The organism is Zoogloea sp. (genome assembly GCF_030157465.1).
GTDB lineage: Bacteria > Pseudomonadota > Gammaproteobacteria > Burkholderiales > Rhodocyclaceae > Zoogloea.
Genome location: NZ_JAOAUU010000147.1, coordinates 13683 through 28355, shown reverse-complemented (window position 1 = coordinate 28355; position 14673 = coordinate 13683). Strand labels below are relative to the sequence as shown.

Genomic DNA, 14673 nt, shown 5'->3' with positions numbered 1-14673 from the left:
AAAGTCCAAATGCAGTGAAGATGATCAGGCATGACGACAATCACATCTATTCGAATGGACGCGATTGGCGAACGGATCGGAAGGCATTGCGCAGGACATCGACAGTTTCATTCGAAGTAAGAACAGGTCGGCGACGATCCGCCACAAGGCTGAAGAAGAAGGTTCCGCCGGAAACGATGGCACGTCGCTATTGTATGGGGAATGTCGGGTTACGCTGCGCTAACCCGACCTACCTGAACTACCTGAACTAGAAGAAATGCGTATGTATTCCAACAGCAACACTCGATTTTGCCATTACCTGTTTATATGACATCTCGCAGCCAGCCTCATCGCTTTAGCTACGGGGTCCCGGCTCACCGCAAAATTGAGAAAACGTCTGGGTGTACACCCGTGCCAATTTGGAAGTTGTTATCCGCCCAAGCCTTAATTTCAGAACTGGTGAATTTGCTAGTCAGCCATAAATAATCATAATCGAACGGACCATCTTCTACCAGCCATTGCCGAGTCATCTCGTACGTGGACACCCATACGTAGAATTCGTCCAATAAGTGCTGAAGTGTCATCTCATCCTTCCCGGGTACCAGTCGTGGATAGACATCCCTATCGGCACGATCAAGGAACAATGCTTGATGTTCGCTGAAGAGCGAAACAACCGTTTCAGGGGGGAGTGGTTGGCGATAGCTTGTGAGGCACATCCCGGGCCAGCAAAAGAATTGGGGCGATGCCAGTTTATCTCGCTGCATGCGAGTGAACCGTCCTAAAAGCACGCGTATGGGAAAGTTTCCCTCTCGGTACTCAAATGATTGATCTTCCTCTACTAATTGACTCCATGAAGGGTGTGAATCGGAGTTGCGCACAACAGCTTCTGCAAGCTTTCTTGGACTGGGGCTAAGTATCAAGTCGCTGAGCCGCTGACTTACATCCCAATATTCTTGCGCGCTGTAGGTTTGGATCGACCGCTTGAAATCATGCCCTTGCTCCTTGGCGGCCCGGCAAAGAAAAATAAACCGCCAAGCTGGATCAGTAGACCAAATTAAAGCCGAGGGATCCGTCATCGGCAAAAAGATACCTTCTGATGGCGATAAAGCGACGTCACAAATGAGGAGAAAGAGTCCCACGATGGGATCGTCGACTGTTGCAGGCCAATCATCTTCTACAAAGTCCAGAAAGACCTCAAAAGCGCGGACATATACGCCGCTGAGCATTCCTGTTCTGCGAATATCGTTCCAGGCAAGCTTTCCTCCGCTAGCCCCAAAGAGGTACTGCAACTGCGAAAAGCGCGCCTGACCCTCGAAGATTTCTCTTGCTCCAAGCGGCGGGACCTTTATGGGCGACCCGAGGTAAAAGCCTTCAGTTCTGGTTGCTCGCAACTCGGCCATTGAGGCTTCCCAATCGCACGGGTGAGGCAATACCTCATATTCTGGATCTACTGTCGCGCCAATCAGCCAACTGGTAGCGCCAATAGCCATGTGATAGGAGTGGCCAACGCTCATAAAATAGGGGTCATTTGCTACAACCTTCGCAAGGTCAACTGGGTTAAGAACAAGCTTTCGGAAGAACTCCAGGTCGTGCCAATTGTTGAGTACGAAATTGAGGGACTCGTCTTGTTTGTCGTTAGCATCGAGAAGCTTGGCGGCGAGGCCTATCAGGGGCTTCACAGGTCCATGCGCTACAAGCACTTCACCCAGCCGCTGTCGGTTCATATGTGCGTGGGCTGGCTGTAGAAAACTCAACATGAGTCCTGCGCTAGTTCCTACGTGCTGCCACCAATGGACCGTTTCATGAAAGTAGGTCGAAAAAGCTTTGGCAGCATCCCAAGAGTCGCATTTGCGCATGGAAAGCTCGCCACCTTGGGCCTCAAGGATTTGATGGAGGTCTGGTCTAAGGCGTACAACGAAGTCCAGCGTGTTGTAAGAGCCTTGAGCCTCAAGACTTGTTGCCCCATGTAAACTGGACAAAGGAGTGGTTTCGTCAACGAATTCGACGAATAAACCATCTAGATTCATTAACTACCTCCCATAAATTAAGAACCGCGATGTATAACTAGTTCTGTCTGCACAGATTCTAGTGTGTTGCATCCACTGGTTGATTCCACAACCGACAACTGCCATTTTAGCTCATAAGCATGACGATCCACTCCGGCCAAAGCAAAGCCCCCCATCCCACCAACATCGGCTCTCTTAAAACGCCGATCTTCAAATAGCAGCAGGCCTGCCCCCCTGCCTGCTCGCGGCGAATCCCGGCAGGAATCTGGCCAACCTGGGCGATCTGGTTTTTTGGGACATTTGGAATAGGGAGCAGCTTTTGAAGCGCGCCGCGTCAACCAAATCAGCAAGTCCTCCGCTACCACAAGGCTTTGAAATCGAATGAAAGCTGTTTGTGGTGGCGGATGGCGAGCAGGAAGATTTCTTTGCCGGTGATTGCGTACAGCAGCAGATAGTTCTGCAGCACGTATTCGCGAATTTCGGCATTTGCATCGATCTTGCCCAGCTTGGCCTGCAGCCCGTCGATTCCGTTGCTGGTCTCGACCGAGCGAAGCGGGCGGCCCATGAATGAAGGGCCCATCGCCGGGAAACGTTCAAGATTGGGGATGACGGTTTCAAGCAGTTCATCAAGCAACCCGTCGTAGGCCGGTGCGGCTTCCGCGTCGATCAGGAATTGCTCGATTTCCTCGAGATTGCGCTCAAAGTTTGCGGTGAGCTTGACTGCCACGCTCAGCCTCCCGCGTTGGCGGCACGCTTGCGCTTGATGGCTTGCAGAGCGGTGCGCGCATCCTTGGTGCGGCCAGCCGCTACATCGTCCAGCCCCTTGGCGACTTCGGTGATGAGCAGCAGATGGATATGTTCCCGTTCGAGCCGGTGGTAGTAATCCAGTCGATCCGAATCGATCAGGGCCACATAGCTTTCACCATTTTTGGTGATGATCTTCTCGGCACCGGCTTTGACCTGGTCTGCCAGGTCGGAAAGATTGGCGCGGGCTTGCGAGAAGGGGATGACGTCACTGGCAGAGATCGACATGGCAAACCTCGTTGTCTTTAGTTGCACGATTTTGTACATAATACAGTGCATAAAAAAGTAACGACAGCGGACGCACCTGGCCCAACCCCTCACCCGTTCCACCCCATGCCGCAACTCTCCCCCACCATCCTTTACGCAGACGACGCGCTGATTGTTGCCGACAAGCCGGCGGGGCTGCTCTCGGTGCCGGCGGGTGGCGAGGGTCGGCAGGATTGTCTGGCGGGCCGGGTTCAGGCGCTGTATTCCGACGCGCTGATCGTTCATCGCCTCGACATGGCCACCTCCGGGCTGGTGCTGCTTGCCCGTGGGCCCGAGATGCTGCGCCGCCTCAGCCTGGCCTTCGAGCAGCGCATCATCGGCAAGCATTACATTGCGCTGGTGCATGGCCACCTTGCCAGCGATGCCGGCGAGATTGCCCTGCCGCTGGGCGACGACCCTGACAATCGTCCGCGCCAGATCGTCGACCCCTTGCGCGGCCGGCGCGCGCTCACCCGCTATCGCGTCATCTCGCGCAGCGGCGCCGGCAACAACGCCGTTTCCCGCGTCGAACTCCGGCCCGTCACCGGCCGCACGCACCAGTTGCGCGTTCATCTGATGTCGATCGGCCACGCCATCATCGGCGATCCGCTCTACGCCCCGCCCGAAAGCGCGGCGCGTTACCCGCGCATGCACCTGCACGCGGCCGGCCTCGCCCTGATTCACCCGCAAACCCGGGTGCCGGCGTGCTTCGAAAGCGCGGTTCCGTTCTAAGCCGGCAGCGCTCCACCCGATAAGCAAAGCACTTTTTATTGGTTCGTTTTAAGTGCCGGCTTGGCGAGACTTGGCGCCAGACCAGCCTGGAAACGTCCCATGAACAGCGACACCGACCGCCTTGCCCACTGGCTTGTCAGCGGGCTTGAACTCGACACCACGATTTTTCACGTGGGGCAGTATTGCGGCCCGTGGCGGGCGTCCACGGCCGGGCGCGAGCGGGCCAGCTTTCACCTCGTGCTGCGCGGCCAGTCGTGGCTGCACCTTGAAGGGCAGGCGCCCATCCTGCTGCGCGAGCGGGAAGGGGTTTTCTTTCTGCGCGACATTCCCCACTGCCTCACCCCCGAAGCCGTCGTCGACGCCAGCTTTCAGCCCCGCGCCATGCTGCCGATGAATCCGCCCCAGCCCGGTGCCTGCGGGCTGGCCTGTGGCTTCTTCCAGTTCAAGGGCCTGCTGGGCGAACTGTTCACCAGCGCCTTCCCGGCCTACGTGACGATCCGCGCCGACGACCCCGCTCAGTCGGCCATCACGCCGCTGTTTCAGCTGATCCTGGCCGAAGCCGGGCGCAACGCCAACGCCTCGTCGCCGCTCATCGAGCGCCTTACCGAGCTGCTGTTCTTTTATGTGATTCGCGACGTGGCCCGCCGCGACGAGGTGGCGGCCGGCCTGCTGGCCGTGGCGCGCCGCCCGGAGTTTGCGCCGCTCCTCGACGACCTGCTCAAAGCACCCGGCAAGGCCTGGTCGGTGGACGACATGGCCCGGGTGGCGTGCATGTCGCGGGCCAGCTTCTGCCGGCATTTCGTTGAAACCAGCGGCCAGCCGCCAGCCCAGTTCCTGCTGCAGATCCGCATGAAGATCGCCGCCCGCCGGCTACAGACCGGCGACAGCGTGCTGCGCGCCGCCGAGCACGTGGGCTACCACTCCCAGGCCGCCTTCACCCGGGCCTTCAAGAAGGTGATTGGCGAGCAGCCCGGCGCCTTTCAGCGCGCCCGGCGCAGCGCCCTTCAGCTTTAGACGATCGAACAAAAAAGCGCGACATCTGTGCATATAGCGGCGCAAACAAGATAGGCACAATTGACCGATCGCAAAACCATCCGGACACCCTCCATGACCCGCCTCACGCTCCACACTGCCGACACCGCCCCCGCCGCAAGCCGCCCCTTCATCGACACGGCGCTCGCCAACAACGGCTTTCTGCCCAACCTGATCGGCGTGCTCGCCAACGCCCCGGTGGCGGTCGAAACCTATTTCACCGTGTCGGGCATCAATGCCCGCGGCAGCCTTAGCCTGGCCGAGCGCGAAGTGGTGCAGATCACCGCCGCCAGCGTGCATGGCTGCGACTTCTGCGTCGCCGGCCACACCGCCATCGCCCTCAAGAAAGCCGGCCTCGAACGCGATCTGGTACGCGCCCTGCAAGAGCGCGGCAGCACCGGCAACCCGCGCTTCGACGCGCTGGTGGCCTTCACCCGCGCCGTGATCCTCACCCGCGGCAACGTGGCCAAGGGCGAACTGGCCGACTTTCTGGCCGCCGGCTTCAACGAACAGCAGGTGCTGGAAGTGCTGCTCGGCATCAGCCTCGCCACGCTGTGCAATTTCGCCAACAACCTGGCCGGCACCGGCATCAACCCCGAGCTGCAAGGCTTCCGGCCGGGAGCACTCGAATCATGAACACCGCGATCCGCAATCAGGACGACGCGCTGGCCTGGGTTTCGGCCCACGCCCAGTCGCTCAACGACGGCACCGACCACGCCGATGAAATCGTATCGGTGCTCGGCGCCGCCGGATTCTTCCGCATCGGCGTGGCGCCGGAGCTGGGCGGCAGTGGTGGCAGCACCGCAGACGCCATCGACGCCATTGCCCGGGTTGCCGAGCGTTCGCTCACCGCCGCCTTCGTCTTTTGGGGCCAGCGCACCTTCATCGAATACCTGCTGCAAAGCCCCAATGCGGGCCTCCGCGAAAGCCGCCTGCCGGCGCTGCTGGCCGGCGAGCTGGCCGGCGCCACCGGCCTTTCCAACGCGATGAAGTTTTTGTCGGGCATTGAAAGCCTGTCGATTTCCGCCACGCCGGCCGGCGACGGCTGGCGCCTCGACGGCACGCTGCCGTGGGTGACCAACCTGCGCCGCGCGGGCTTTGCGGTTGCCGCCGCGGTCGAGCCGACCGACGGCCAGCCCCCGGCGGTGGTGGCCTTTTTTGGCGACACGCCGGGCATCACGCGCACGGTCGATCTGCAACTGCTGGCCCTGCGCGGCAGCAACACCGCGGCCATCGACATCCAGGGCGTCGCCTCCGGCGCGGCAGAACTGATCCACGCCGATGCGCGCAGCTTTCTGCCGCGGGTGCGGCCGGGCTTTCTGGGCCTGCAATGCGGCATGTCGATCGGGCTGGCGCGGGCCTGCATCGCTGCGGCCAAGGCATCCGGCAGCGCCGTGCGTGCCGGGCTCCAGTCGCGCATCGACGCGCTGGAAAGCGGCCTCGCCCATGCCATCGACGAGCTGAAGGCCGGCCTCGCCAGCGGCAGCTTTGCCGCGCAGGCCGCACCGCTGTTCCGCGTGCGCATCCGCCTCGCCGGCATCGTGCGCGAAGCCATGGATCTGGAACTCGACGCCAGCGGCGGCCGCGCCTATCTGGTGGCCACCACCGGCGATTTCGCCCGCCGCTGGCTGGAAGCCGCCTTCGTTCCGGTGGTCACCCCCAGCCTTACCCAGCTCCACGGCGAACTCGAACGCCAGGCCGCATTGAGGGCCGCATGAACAGCCCCCTGCCCGAACCCGCGCTTGCCATTGCCGCTGCAGCCGATGCCCCCGCCGTGCTCGAAGCCCGCGGCCTGAGCTACGCCCACGGCGCTGCCGGGCCGGTGTTCAGCCACCTGTCCCTGTCGATCCGGCGGCGCGAAATCGTTGCGCTGCTGGGCGGCAGCGGGTGTGGCAAATCCACGCTGCTGCGGGTGCTCGCTGGTCTTGCGCGCCCGGCCAAGGGCGAAGTGCGCTTTCTCGACACCGTGCAGGCGGCACCCCATCCGCGCAGCGCGCTGGTGTTTCAGCAAGCCAGCCTGCTGCCCTGGCTCAACCTGGCCGACAACGTGGGTTTCGGCCTCGACTTTGCCCATCAGCCCCAAACCGGCAAGGCCGCCCGCGATGAACGCATCAAGGCCGCCATCGCCGCAGTGGGCCTGGCCGGCCGCGAAGGCGCCTACCCGGCCCAGCTATCCGGCGGCATGGCCCAGCGCACCGCGCTGGCCCGCGCCCTGGCCCGCCAACCCGAACTGCTCTTTGCCGACGAACCCTTCTCGGCCCTCGACGCCATTACCCGCGCCGAAATGCAAAGCCTGCTGGTGGACGTGGTGCACCGCTGGCACACCGCCGCGCTGCTCGTCACCCACGACATCGACGAAGCCATCCTGGTGGCCGACCGCATCGTGCTGATGGGTGGCCGCCCCGGCCGGCTGCTGCACGAATGGACGGTGGATATTCCCCGCAACCGGGAAGACCACCCGGAAGCCGTTGGCGCGCTGCGCCTCGCGATTCTTGGCGCCCTGCGCCACGCCAGCTAACCCGAACCGCCCGGAGACCCATCCCGATGAAGCACGATAACGACAGCGACCTCTCCCGCCGCCCCATCCACATCTGCCAGTCGCCCGATTGCGGCTGCGGCCTGACCCGGCGGGATTTCCTGCGCATCTCGGCACTCGGCGCCGCCAGCATCGCCGCCCCGCTGCTGTCGGCCGGCGACGCGCTGGCCCAGTCCGCCAGCAACGATCAGCCGGTCAAGATCGGCTACCTGCCCATCACCGACGCGGCCCCGCTGCTGGTGGCCCACGCCCGCAAGCTCTTCGAGGCCGAAGGGCTGCGCACCGAAAAGCCGCGCCTGTTCCGCAGCTGGGCCCAGGTCATCGAGGCCTTCGTGGCCGGTCAGGTCAACGTCATCCACCTGCTCTCGCCGGCCACCCTGTGGGTGCGCTACGGCACCCGCTTCCCGGCCAAGGTCGTGGCCTGGAACCACGTGAACGGTTCGGCACTGACCGTGGCGCCCGGCATCAACAGCGTCTCGGAGCTGGGCGGCAAGACGGTGGCGGTGCCTTTCTGGTATTCGATCCACAACGTCATCCTGCAACAGCTCCTGCAGGCCAACGGGCTGGTGCCGGTCAACCGCAACCGGGACGGCATCAAGCCCAACGAGGTGAACCTCGTGGTGATGCCGCCGGCCGAAATGGTGTCGGCGCTGGCCGGCAAATCCATCGCCGGCTTCATCGTTGCCGAACCCTTCAACGCCGCGGCCGAAACCGCCGGCGTCGGCAAGGTGCTGCGCCTGTCGGGCGATGTCTGGAAGAACCACGCCTGCTGCGTCACCTTCCTTTCCGAACGCGACATCGCCGAGCGCCCCGAATGGGCCCAGCGTGTCACCAACGCCATCGTCAAGGCCCAGCTGTGGACGCGCGGCAACCAACTCGACGCCGCCAAGCTGCTTTCAAGCGCCGACGACAACCGCTACACGCCCCACAGCCCGCAGGTGCTCGCCAAGGTGCTGGCGGCCACCGACACCGCCAGCTACGAAGCCAGCGGCGCCGTCCGCAACAAGATCTGGCAGCAGCGGCGCATCGACTTCCAGCCCTATCCCTTCCCGTCCTACACCGAAGAACTGGTGCGGGCGCTGCAAAAAACCCGGCTCGAGGGCGACAACACTTTCCTGCAAAAGCTCGACCCGCGTTTTGCCGCGCGCGATCTGGTGGACGACCGCTTTGTGAAGAAGGCCATTGCCTCGGTGGGCGGCCCGCAGGCGTTCGGCCTGCCGGCGGACCTGCTGCGCAAGGAAGTGCTGGCCGCATGATGGGCGCGAACCTGCTTCTGCCGCTCTCCGGCCTCGTGCTCGCGGCACTGGCCTGGGCCGCCGGCAGCGTCTGGCTGGCCGGGGTCACCCCCATCGCGGCCAGCTTCGCCCCGCTCGAAACCGCCCGCGCGCTGCTCGCCCTCTTGCAGGGCGCCGAGCTGTGGGAGCACGTCGCGGTCAGCCTGGAGCGCGTTGCCGTGGGCCTCGGCGTAGCGCTGCTGCTGGGGACTCCGCTCGGGGTGCTCACCGGCCTGTCGCCCCTGTTCTCGCGCAGCACGACGCCGCTGTTCCAGTTTGCCCGGATGATCTCGCCGCTATCGTGGATGCCGCTGGCGGTGATGGTGCTGGGCGTGGGCAATGCCCCGGTGTATTTCCTGCTGGCCTTTGCGGCGGTATGGCCGATCCTGCTCAACACGGCCGCTGGCGTTGCCCAGCTGGACAAGAACTGGCTGCTGCTGGCCCGCAGCCTCTCGGCCACCCGGCGCGAAACCATCGTCCATGTGATCCTGCCGGGCATCACCGCGCAGATCCTCACCGGGGTGCGCCTCGCCATCGGCATCATCTGGATCGTGCTGGTGCCGGCAGAGATGCTCGGCGTGTCGGCCGGCCTGGGTTACTTCATCCTCGACGCCCGCGACCGCCTGGCCTATTCCGACCTGATGGCCGCCATTCTTGTCATCGGCTTTCTGGGTTACCTGCTCGACCACGCCGCCCGCACGCTGCACAAGCGCTGGCTGCACGCCGCCTGAGCTTTGACAGCAAAGTCATTGCTCCAGGCCCGTCAGCAATAGCGGGGTGAATTGAAACAGCAATATCGATCCAATATGGGTATATGGGGAGCCCCAGGCTGCGGGACGGCTTGATCCGGGCCGCAGCGGCGCATTGAGCGTTCATGCTAGGATTGTTCGAAATAAGGCATTGGCGCCCTCCCCGTACAACCCCACAGATGCGTTTCAGTCTGGTCTTAATAAAGCGCTGAAACGCAGCGCAATACAATCCCGACCCATGAACACCTCGTCCCGACATTCAGAATGGCTGGCCTCAACCGAATTGCCCACGTCGCACGGCGTTTTTGCCATGCACGTCTTTCGTACAACGGTTGCTGACATCACGGAAGGCTACCGGGAACACGTTGCACTCGTTTATGGGGATGTCGCAGGCAAAGCCGGACTGCCGGTACGGGTGCATTCCGAATGTCTGACCGGCGAGGTGTTCGGCTCCCTCAAGTGTGATTGCCGGGATCAACTCGACAAGGCCCTTTCGGAAGTGGTTCGCCTGGGCGCAGGCATGGTGCTCTACCTTCGCCAGGAAGGCCGCGGCATTGGTCTTTCCAACAAGGTCCGGGCCTATCACCTGCAGTCACAGGGTTACGACACCGTGGATGCAAACCGCCAGCTCGGCTTGCCCGACGACGCGCGCTCTTACGAAGTCGTGCCCGAAATGCTTGCGCATTTCGATGTGCCGAGCATCCGGCTGATGACCAACAACCCCGACAAGCTCGCAAAGCTGACAAACCTGGGCATCAAGATCGAGGGCTGTCTCCCGGTGATCACCCGGCCCAACCCGCACTCCTTTGCGTACATCCAGACCAAGCGCCAGCGCATGGGGCATGCCGTGCCCGACTGGGCCGCGGACGAGGCGCCCAAAAAGTCGGATCTGAGCGCGGCTTAGCCCAGCGTCCATCCGGCAGCGCTTGCCCGAGGGCCGCAGCGGCGGCAAGTACCCAAGAAAAAAGGGCTGCAGAACCGTAAAGTTCTGCAGCCCTTTTTTCATGCTTGCTGCCACCGGATATCCCGTCTGCTCAGCCCGCCTCGAAGACGAACTGCTGGGTTGCCACGATGTCCGCATCGCCGGACACGCATTTGTACTGGAGCATGGCGCTGCGCACCGCCGAGTGGAACACCTTCGGGCCGGACAGAATGGTCACCTCGCGTACGGCACCTTCACGGATCACCGCCTGCGCCTTGATGATGCCGCTGACGCCTTCAGCACCGCGGGGCACTTCGGGGCGCACCTGGTTCGGGCAGCTGGCTGCGATATCCAGTCGCACGGGCTTGGGCGCCGCCACCGGTGCCGGAGGGGGTGCCGGCGGGGCGATCACCGGCGGTGCCGGCGGAGGCGTCGGCGATGCCGCGGCGATCACCGGAGCGGCCACTGGCGGCGCCACCTCGGGCGGTGGCACATAGGCCGGCGGCGGCGGCGTGCGAACCTTAGGCGCCTGCTCGACCTTGACGATCTTGGGCGGCGGTGGCGGTGGTTGAGGCAGCTTCACCTCCTGGATCACCGCCGCATCCAGCGGCTTCTTGATGACCTTGACGATATCCCGCGCCAGGCCGGAAACCAGCGCATAGCCGAGGACGACGTGCAGCCCGACGACGACGACCAGACCGGTGAGGTTCCGGGACGGGTCCTTGGGCTGGAAATGGTAGTTTGCGGTAATCGTGCTCATTCTATGAATTGCTCGCTTCCAATGACGCCAATCTTGGTGAGCCCCGACCGCTTGGTTGCCGCCAGTACGCTCGCCACCACTTCATAGCGGGCGTGCTTGTCGGGGCGCAGATGCACCTCGGGCTGCACGGCCCGTTCCGAGACTTCCTTCATCTTCAGCTCCAGGTCGGCCCCGCTCACCACCGGTGTGCCCTGCCAATGCACAACGCTCCTGGCATCGACATCGATCTTGAGCACTTCGGGCTTCACATCGCTGGGCGGTGGCGTACCGACCGGCAGATTGAGATTGACCGAATGCAGCTGGATCGGGATGGTGATGATCAGCATCACCAGCAACACCAGCATCACGTCGATCAAGGGCGTGGTGTTGATGTCCATCATCACCTCGGGATCGCCACTGCCACTGCTGCTTCCCACGTTCATTGCCATTTTCCTGCTCCTCTCAGCCGCCGCGCGCCGGCGGTTCGGTAATGAAGGCCACCTTGCCGATGCCGGCCAGCTGGCACGCGTAGAGGATCTTGCCGACACCCTCGTACTGCGCGCTCATGTCACCCCGGATCTGCACCTCGGGCTGCGGGCGCTGCACCGAAACCTTCTTGAGGTGCTCCACCAGCGCCCGCGTATTTGCGACCTTCGCGTCCTGGATGTAGATGCCGTTGGCGCTGTCCACCGAGATCACCAGGTTCTCGGGCTTGGTCTCCCGCATCTCGATGGTCTCCTTGGGGAGTTCCACCGGCACGGAAGTCGTGACGACCGGAATGGTGATCAGGAAGATGATCAGCAGCACCAGCATCACATCCACCAGCGGCGTGGTGTTGATCGCGGCGATGACTTCGTCGTCTCCCTCGGCGGGAGCTGCGCTGATTCCCATTTTCAGTTGCTCCGGCGATCAGGCCTTGGTGGCCGAGGAGGCCAGAATGACCGAGTGCAGGTCACTGCCGAAGGCGCGCACATCGTCCAGAACGCTCTTGTTGCGACGCACCAGCCAGTTGTAGCCAAGCACCGCGGGCACCGCAACGGCCAGGCCGATGGCGGTCATGATGAGCGCCTCGCCCACCGGGCCGGCCACCTTGTCGATGGATGCCTGGCCGGCAACGCCAATGGCGGTCAGCGCGTGATAGATACCCCACACCGTGCCGAAGAGACCGACGAACGGCGCCGTGGAACCCACCGTTGCCAGGAAGGCCAGGCCACCCTGCAGACGGCTCTGGATGCGCTCGATGGCGCGCTGGATGGACAGCGTCACCCAGTCATTGAAGCCCACGTGCTGGAGCAGGCCGTCGTGCTTCTTGGTGGCTTCGATGCCGGCTTCGGCGATGAAGCGGAAGGGGCTGGTGCTTTCCAGGTTCTCGGCGCCCTGCTGCACGGAGCCGGCATTCCAGAACTGGCTGGTGGTCTTCTTGGCCTGGCGGCCGATCTTCGATTGCTCGAGCAGCTTGACGATGATCACGTACCAGCTGCCGACGCTCATGATCAGCAGCAGCAGCAGCACGGTCTTGGCCACGGCATCGCTGGTCTTCCACAGGGCCTCGAGGCCATAGGGGTTCTCTACCGCTTCGGTGGCGGCCGCCTTGCCGGCGCCTGCAGCCGGAAGACTGCCCGTCGCGGGCGCCGACGGTGCGGCGGCAGCGGCTTCGGCGGACGTGGTCACGGCCGGTGCGGACTGGGCCATCACGACGCCCGAAAAGCTTGCGCCGGAGGCGGCGATCACGGCGCTTGCCAGAACGGCCGAAATACGGGAGCGGCCCTTGCTTATATCAAAATTGAACATGCTAATTCTCCGGACAGATAAAGAAGACGGATAAACGGGGTTACCAACGGGGTTACCGAAGCCGAACTCAATTCGGCCAACACCGGGCTTGAAGCCACCTGAAAACCCGCTCGCAGAAACAATCCGAAGAAAGATAGCGGGTTCAGGCCGGCCGTTTGCGCCAATGCCAAAGCATTTGCATGGGCCGTGCCAGAACCACATAAATCTTTAAATTCATAAACTTGAAAAACAGGCCCGGGATCAAAAAGGGCATCCTGCTGCATCAGAGGCATGGCAATTGCTGAAACAGCAGCAGAACTGCTCAACAATGAGCAGATATATGGAAATCAGAAAATCTTGTTTTTGCAAAAGGAACCAAATCCATACAATTCAAACATACCCAAGCCGGCAGAAAAAAAATGGACTATTCGCCCCATATCATTACCTTCCCGGACCCACGGTCGGTTTCCCTGTCGATCCGTGCCAGCGCGGTCGTATTCGCCGACCCCAAATCCCTGCAACTGCTGTCCCTGATCGACCGGGTTGCCCCGAGCAATGCCAATATCCTGATCATCGGCGAAACCGGCACGGGCAAGGAGCTGGTGGCCCGTCAGGTGCACCTGTCCAGCCTGCGGGCGTCCGAACCCTTTCTGGCCATCAATTGCGGAGCCTTCTCCGAAACCCTCTTCGAGAGCGAATTGTTCGGCTTCGAAAAAGGCGCCTTCACCGGCGCCCTCAATTCGAAGGCCGGCTGGTTCGAGGCCGCCAATGGCGGCACCCTTTTCCTCGACGAAATCGGCGATCTGCCCCTGCACATGCAGGTCAAGCTGCTGCGCGTGCTGCAGGAGGGCGAGGTTGTCCGGATCGGGGCCAGAAAGCCGATCAAGGTGGATGTCCGCCTGATTGCCGCCACCAACGTGGATCTGGAAAAAGCCGTTGCCGAAGGGCGTTTCCGGGAGGATCTCTATTACCGGCTCAAGGTCGTCTCCCTCGACCTTCCCATCCTGCGGGATCGCCCCCGCGACATCATTCCGCTGGCCCGCCATTTCATCAGCAAATACGCCAAGCGCCTCGAAATTGCCGAGCCCGGCCTGTCACCCCAGGCCGAACGGACCCTGCTCGATTACCAATGGCCCGGCAACATCCGCGAGCTGGAAAACGTGATTCACCGCGCCCTGCTGGTCTTTCACGGCAAGCAGATCGAGGCGGACGACCTGCACCTGCTGTCCACCGAGATCAACCGCACGCCCCGTGAGCAGCCGTCCACGCCGGCGGATCTGCAGGATTGCTTCACCCGCCACCTCAAAAGCCTGTTCGAGGAAGGGCGCGACGGCCTGTTCGATCACATTGTCGACCACACCATCAACACCGCCTACCAGTGGGAACACCTCAACCAGGTGCGCACCGCGCGCCTGCTGGGCATTTCGCGCAATGTGCTGCGCACCCACCTCAAGCGCATGAAACTGATCGAATAGGCCCATGTCCGGAAGATCATGGGTCGATGCCAATTACCGTTTCATCGCCGCTTATCAGGAGGTCAATGCCCGTATTGCCCAGCGCCAGCATGCGCTGGCCCTTTACGTCACACTGGTGGTGAGCATTCTGGCCGCGCTGGTGGCGCTCAAGCCGGGCGCCACGGCGGGTCACGTGCCGGTCGAATGGCTGATTCTCGGCTTTCCGGTCGCCTCCACCTGCCTGGCGTTTTAGACGCTTGTCCGCAAATAGCCCCTGGACTAAACCGCTCTCGCGCTAGACCTCTGATTCCGCGCGGTGGTCGCGGATAGAGCATCCTGAAGTGAAATGCTTCAGAATGCTCAACGGTTGTAAGAGGTGGCCATTTGTGGAAATTTGCCAGTGTCATGTGTGGCCAGGAGCGGCATCAGG

General features: G+C 62.5%; 18 protein-coding genes. 10 read left to right on the top strand and 8 right to left on the bottom strand.

The features are described from left to right. Positions 1-353: 353 nt before the first annotated feature. The 3 genes from Q1W26_RS18030 to Q1W26_RS18020 all read right to left on the bottom strand — a co-directional run bounded on the left by Q1W26_RS18030 (position 354) and on the right by Q1W26_RS18020 (position 3017). Positions 354-2006: a hypothetical protein gene (locus tag Q1W26_RS18030; protein WP_300442985.1), complete on the bottom strand. Its 1653-nt coding sequence runs from the start codon at positions 2004-2006 to the stop codon at positions 354-356. Positions 2007-2343: 337 nt separating this feature from the next. Next, complete coding sequence (locus Q1W26_RS18025) at positions 2344-2712, bottom strand: type II toxin-antitoxin system RelE/ParE family toxin (RefSeq protein WP_300442984.1); 369 nt, start codon at positions 2710-2712, stop codon at positions 2344-2346. Between the two features lie 2 nt (positions 2713-2714). After that, positions 2715-3017 carry a type II toxin-antitoxin system Phd/YefM family antitoxin gene (locus tag Q1W26_RS18020; RefSeq protein ID WP_300442982.1) on the bottom strand — a complete coding sequence of 101 codons (303 nt, stop codon included), beginning with the start codon at positions 3015-3017 and terminating at the stop codon, positions 2715-2717. Between the two features lie 105 nt (positions 3018-3122). On the opposite strand from Q1W26_RS18020, the gene Q1W26_RS18015 reads away from it, so the two are divergent. The 8 genes from Q1W26_RS18015 to ribA all read left to right on the top strand — a co-directional run bounded on the left by Q1W26_RS18015 (position 3123) and on the right by ribA (position 10262). After that, positions 3123-3767: an RluA family pseudouridine synthase gene (locus Q1W26_RS18015; RefSeq protein WP_300442980.1), complete on the top strand. Its 645-nt coding sequence runs from the start codon at positions 3123-3125 to the stop codon at positions 3765-3767. 99 nt (positions 3768-3866) lie between these two features. After that, a complete protein-coding gene (locus Q1W26_RS18010; RefSeq protein ID WP_300442978.1) occupies positions 3867-4781 on the top strand; it encodes an AraC family transcriptional regulator in 915 nt (304 codons plus the stop codon). Positions 4782-4874: 93 nt separating this feature from the next. Further along, positions 4875-5435, top strand: a complete 561-nt coding sequence (locus Q1W26_RS18005; RefSeq protein WP_300442976.1) for a carboxymuconolactone decarboxylase family protein — start codon at positions 4875-4877, stop codon at positions 5433-5435. After that, positions 5432-6517 (top strand): acyl-CoA dehydrogenase family protein, encoded by a 1086-nt coding sequence (locus Q1W26_RS18000; protein ID WP_300442974.1) that lies wholly within the window; start codon positions 5432-5434, stop codon positions 6515-6517. The genes Q1W26_RS18005 and Q1W26_RS18000 overlap by 4 nt, the downstream gene beginning before the upstream one ends. Beyond that, positions 6514-7317, top strand: coding sequence for an ABC transporter ATP-binding protein (locus tag Q1W26_RS17995; RefSeq protein WP_300442973.1), 804 nt, complete (start codon positions 6514-6516; stop codon positions 7315-7317). The genes Q1W26_RS18000 and Q1W26_RS17995 overlap by 4 nt, the downstream gene beginning before the upstream one ends. 26 nt (positions 7318-7343) lie before the next feature. Continuing rightward, complete coding sequence (locus Q1W26_RS17990; RefSeq protein WP_300442972.1) at positions 7344-8591, top strand: ABC transporter substrate-binding protein; 1248 nt, start codon at positions 7344-7346, stop codon at positions 8589-8591. Continuing rightward, positions 8588-9340, top strand: a complete 753-nt coding sequence (locus Q1W26_RS17985; RefSeq protein ID WP_300442970.1) for an ABC transporter permease — start codon at positions 8588-8590, stop codon at positions 9338-9340. The genes Q1W26_RS17990 and Q1W26_RS17985 overlap by 4 nt, the downstream gene beginning before the upstream one ends. A 256-nt stretch (positions 9341-9596) precedes the next feature. Beyond that, the gene (gene ribA / locus Q1W26_RS17980; protein ID WP_300442968.1) at positions 9597-10262 is read left to right on the top strand and encodes a GTP cyclohydrolase II; all 666 of its coding nucleotides are present in this window, start codon (positions 9597-9599) and stop codon (positions 10260-10262) included. Between the two features lie 130 nt (positions 10263-10392). On the opposite strand, the gene Q1W26_RS17975 is transcribed toward ribA, so the two are convergent. From Q1W26_RS17975 to Q1W26_RS17955, 5 genes are read right to left on the bottom strand one after another with little or no spacing between them, the layout of a single operon-like run. After that, on the bottom strand, positions 10393-11040 hold the full coding sequence (locus Q1W26_RS17975) for an energy transducer TonB (RefSeq protein ID WP_300442966.1): 648 nt from the start codon (positions 11038-11040) through the stop codon (positions 10393-10395). Continuing rightward, on the bottom strand, positions 11037-11468 hold the full coding sequence (locus tag Q1W26_RS17970; protein ID WP_300442964.1) for a biopolymer transporter ExbD: 432 nt from the start codon (positions 11466-11468) through the stop codon (positions 11037-11039). The genes Q1W26_RS17975 and Q1W26_RS17970 overlap by 4 nt, the downstream gene beginning before the upstream one ends. 13 nt (positions 11469-11481) lie before the next feature. Continuing rightward, positions 11482-11910: a biopolymer transporter ExbD gene (locus Q1W26_RS17965; protein WP_300442962.1), complete on the bottom strand. Its 429-nt coding sequence runs from the start codon at positions 11908-11910 to the stop codon at positions 11482-11484. An 18-nt stretch (positions 11911-11928) separates the two neighbouring features. Beyond that, positions 11929-12810 carry a MotA/TolQ/ExbB proton channel family protein gene (locus tag Q1W26_RS17960; protein WP_300442960.1) on the bottom strand — a complete coding sequence of 294 codons (882 nt, stop codon included), beginning with the start codon at positions 12808-12810 and terminating at the stop codon, positions 11929-11931. Continuing rightward, a complete protein-coding gene (locus Q1W26_RS17955; RefSeq protein WP_300442958.1) occupies positions 12792-13082 on the bottom strand; it encodes a hypothetical protein in 291 nt (96 codons plus the stop codon). The genes Q1W26_RS17960 and Q1W26_RS17955 overlap by 19 nt, the downstream gene beginning before the upstream one ends. A 126-nt stretch (positions 13083-13208) precedes the next feature. Here Q1W26_RS17955 and Q1W26_RS17950 point away from each other — a divergent pair, with 126 nt between their 5' ends. Both Q1W26_RS17950 and Q1W26_RS17945 read left to right on the top strand, forming a co-directional pair. Then, on the top strand, positions 13209-14264 hold the full coding sequence (locus Q1W26_RS17950; RefSeq protein ID WP_300442956.1) for a sigma-54 dependent transcriptional regulator: 1056 nt from the start codon (positions 13209-13211) through the stop codon (positions 14262-14264). A gap of 4 nt (positions 14265-14268) precedes the next feature. Continuing rightward, positions 14269-14496: a hypothetical protein gene (locus tag Q1W26_RS17945; protein WP_300442955.1), complete on the top strand. Its 228-nt coding sequence runs from the start codon at positions 14269-14271 to the stop codon at positions 14494-14496. The last annotated feature ends 177 nt before the right edge of the window (positions 14497-14673 follow it).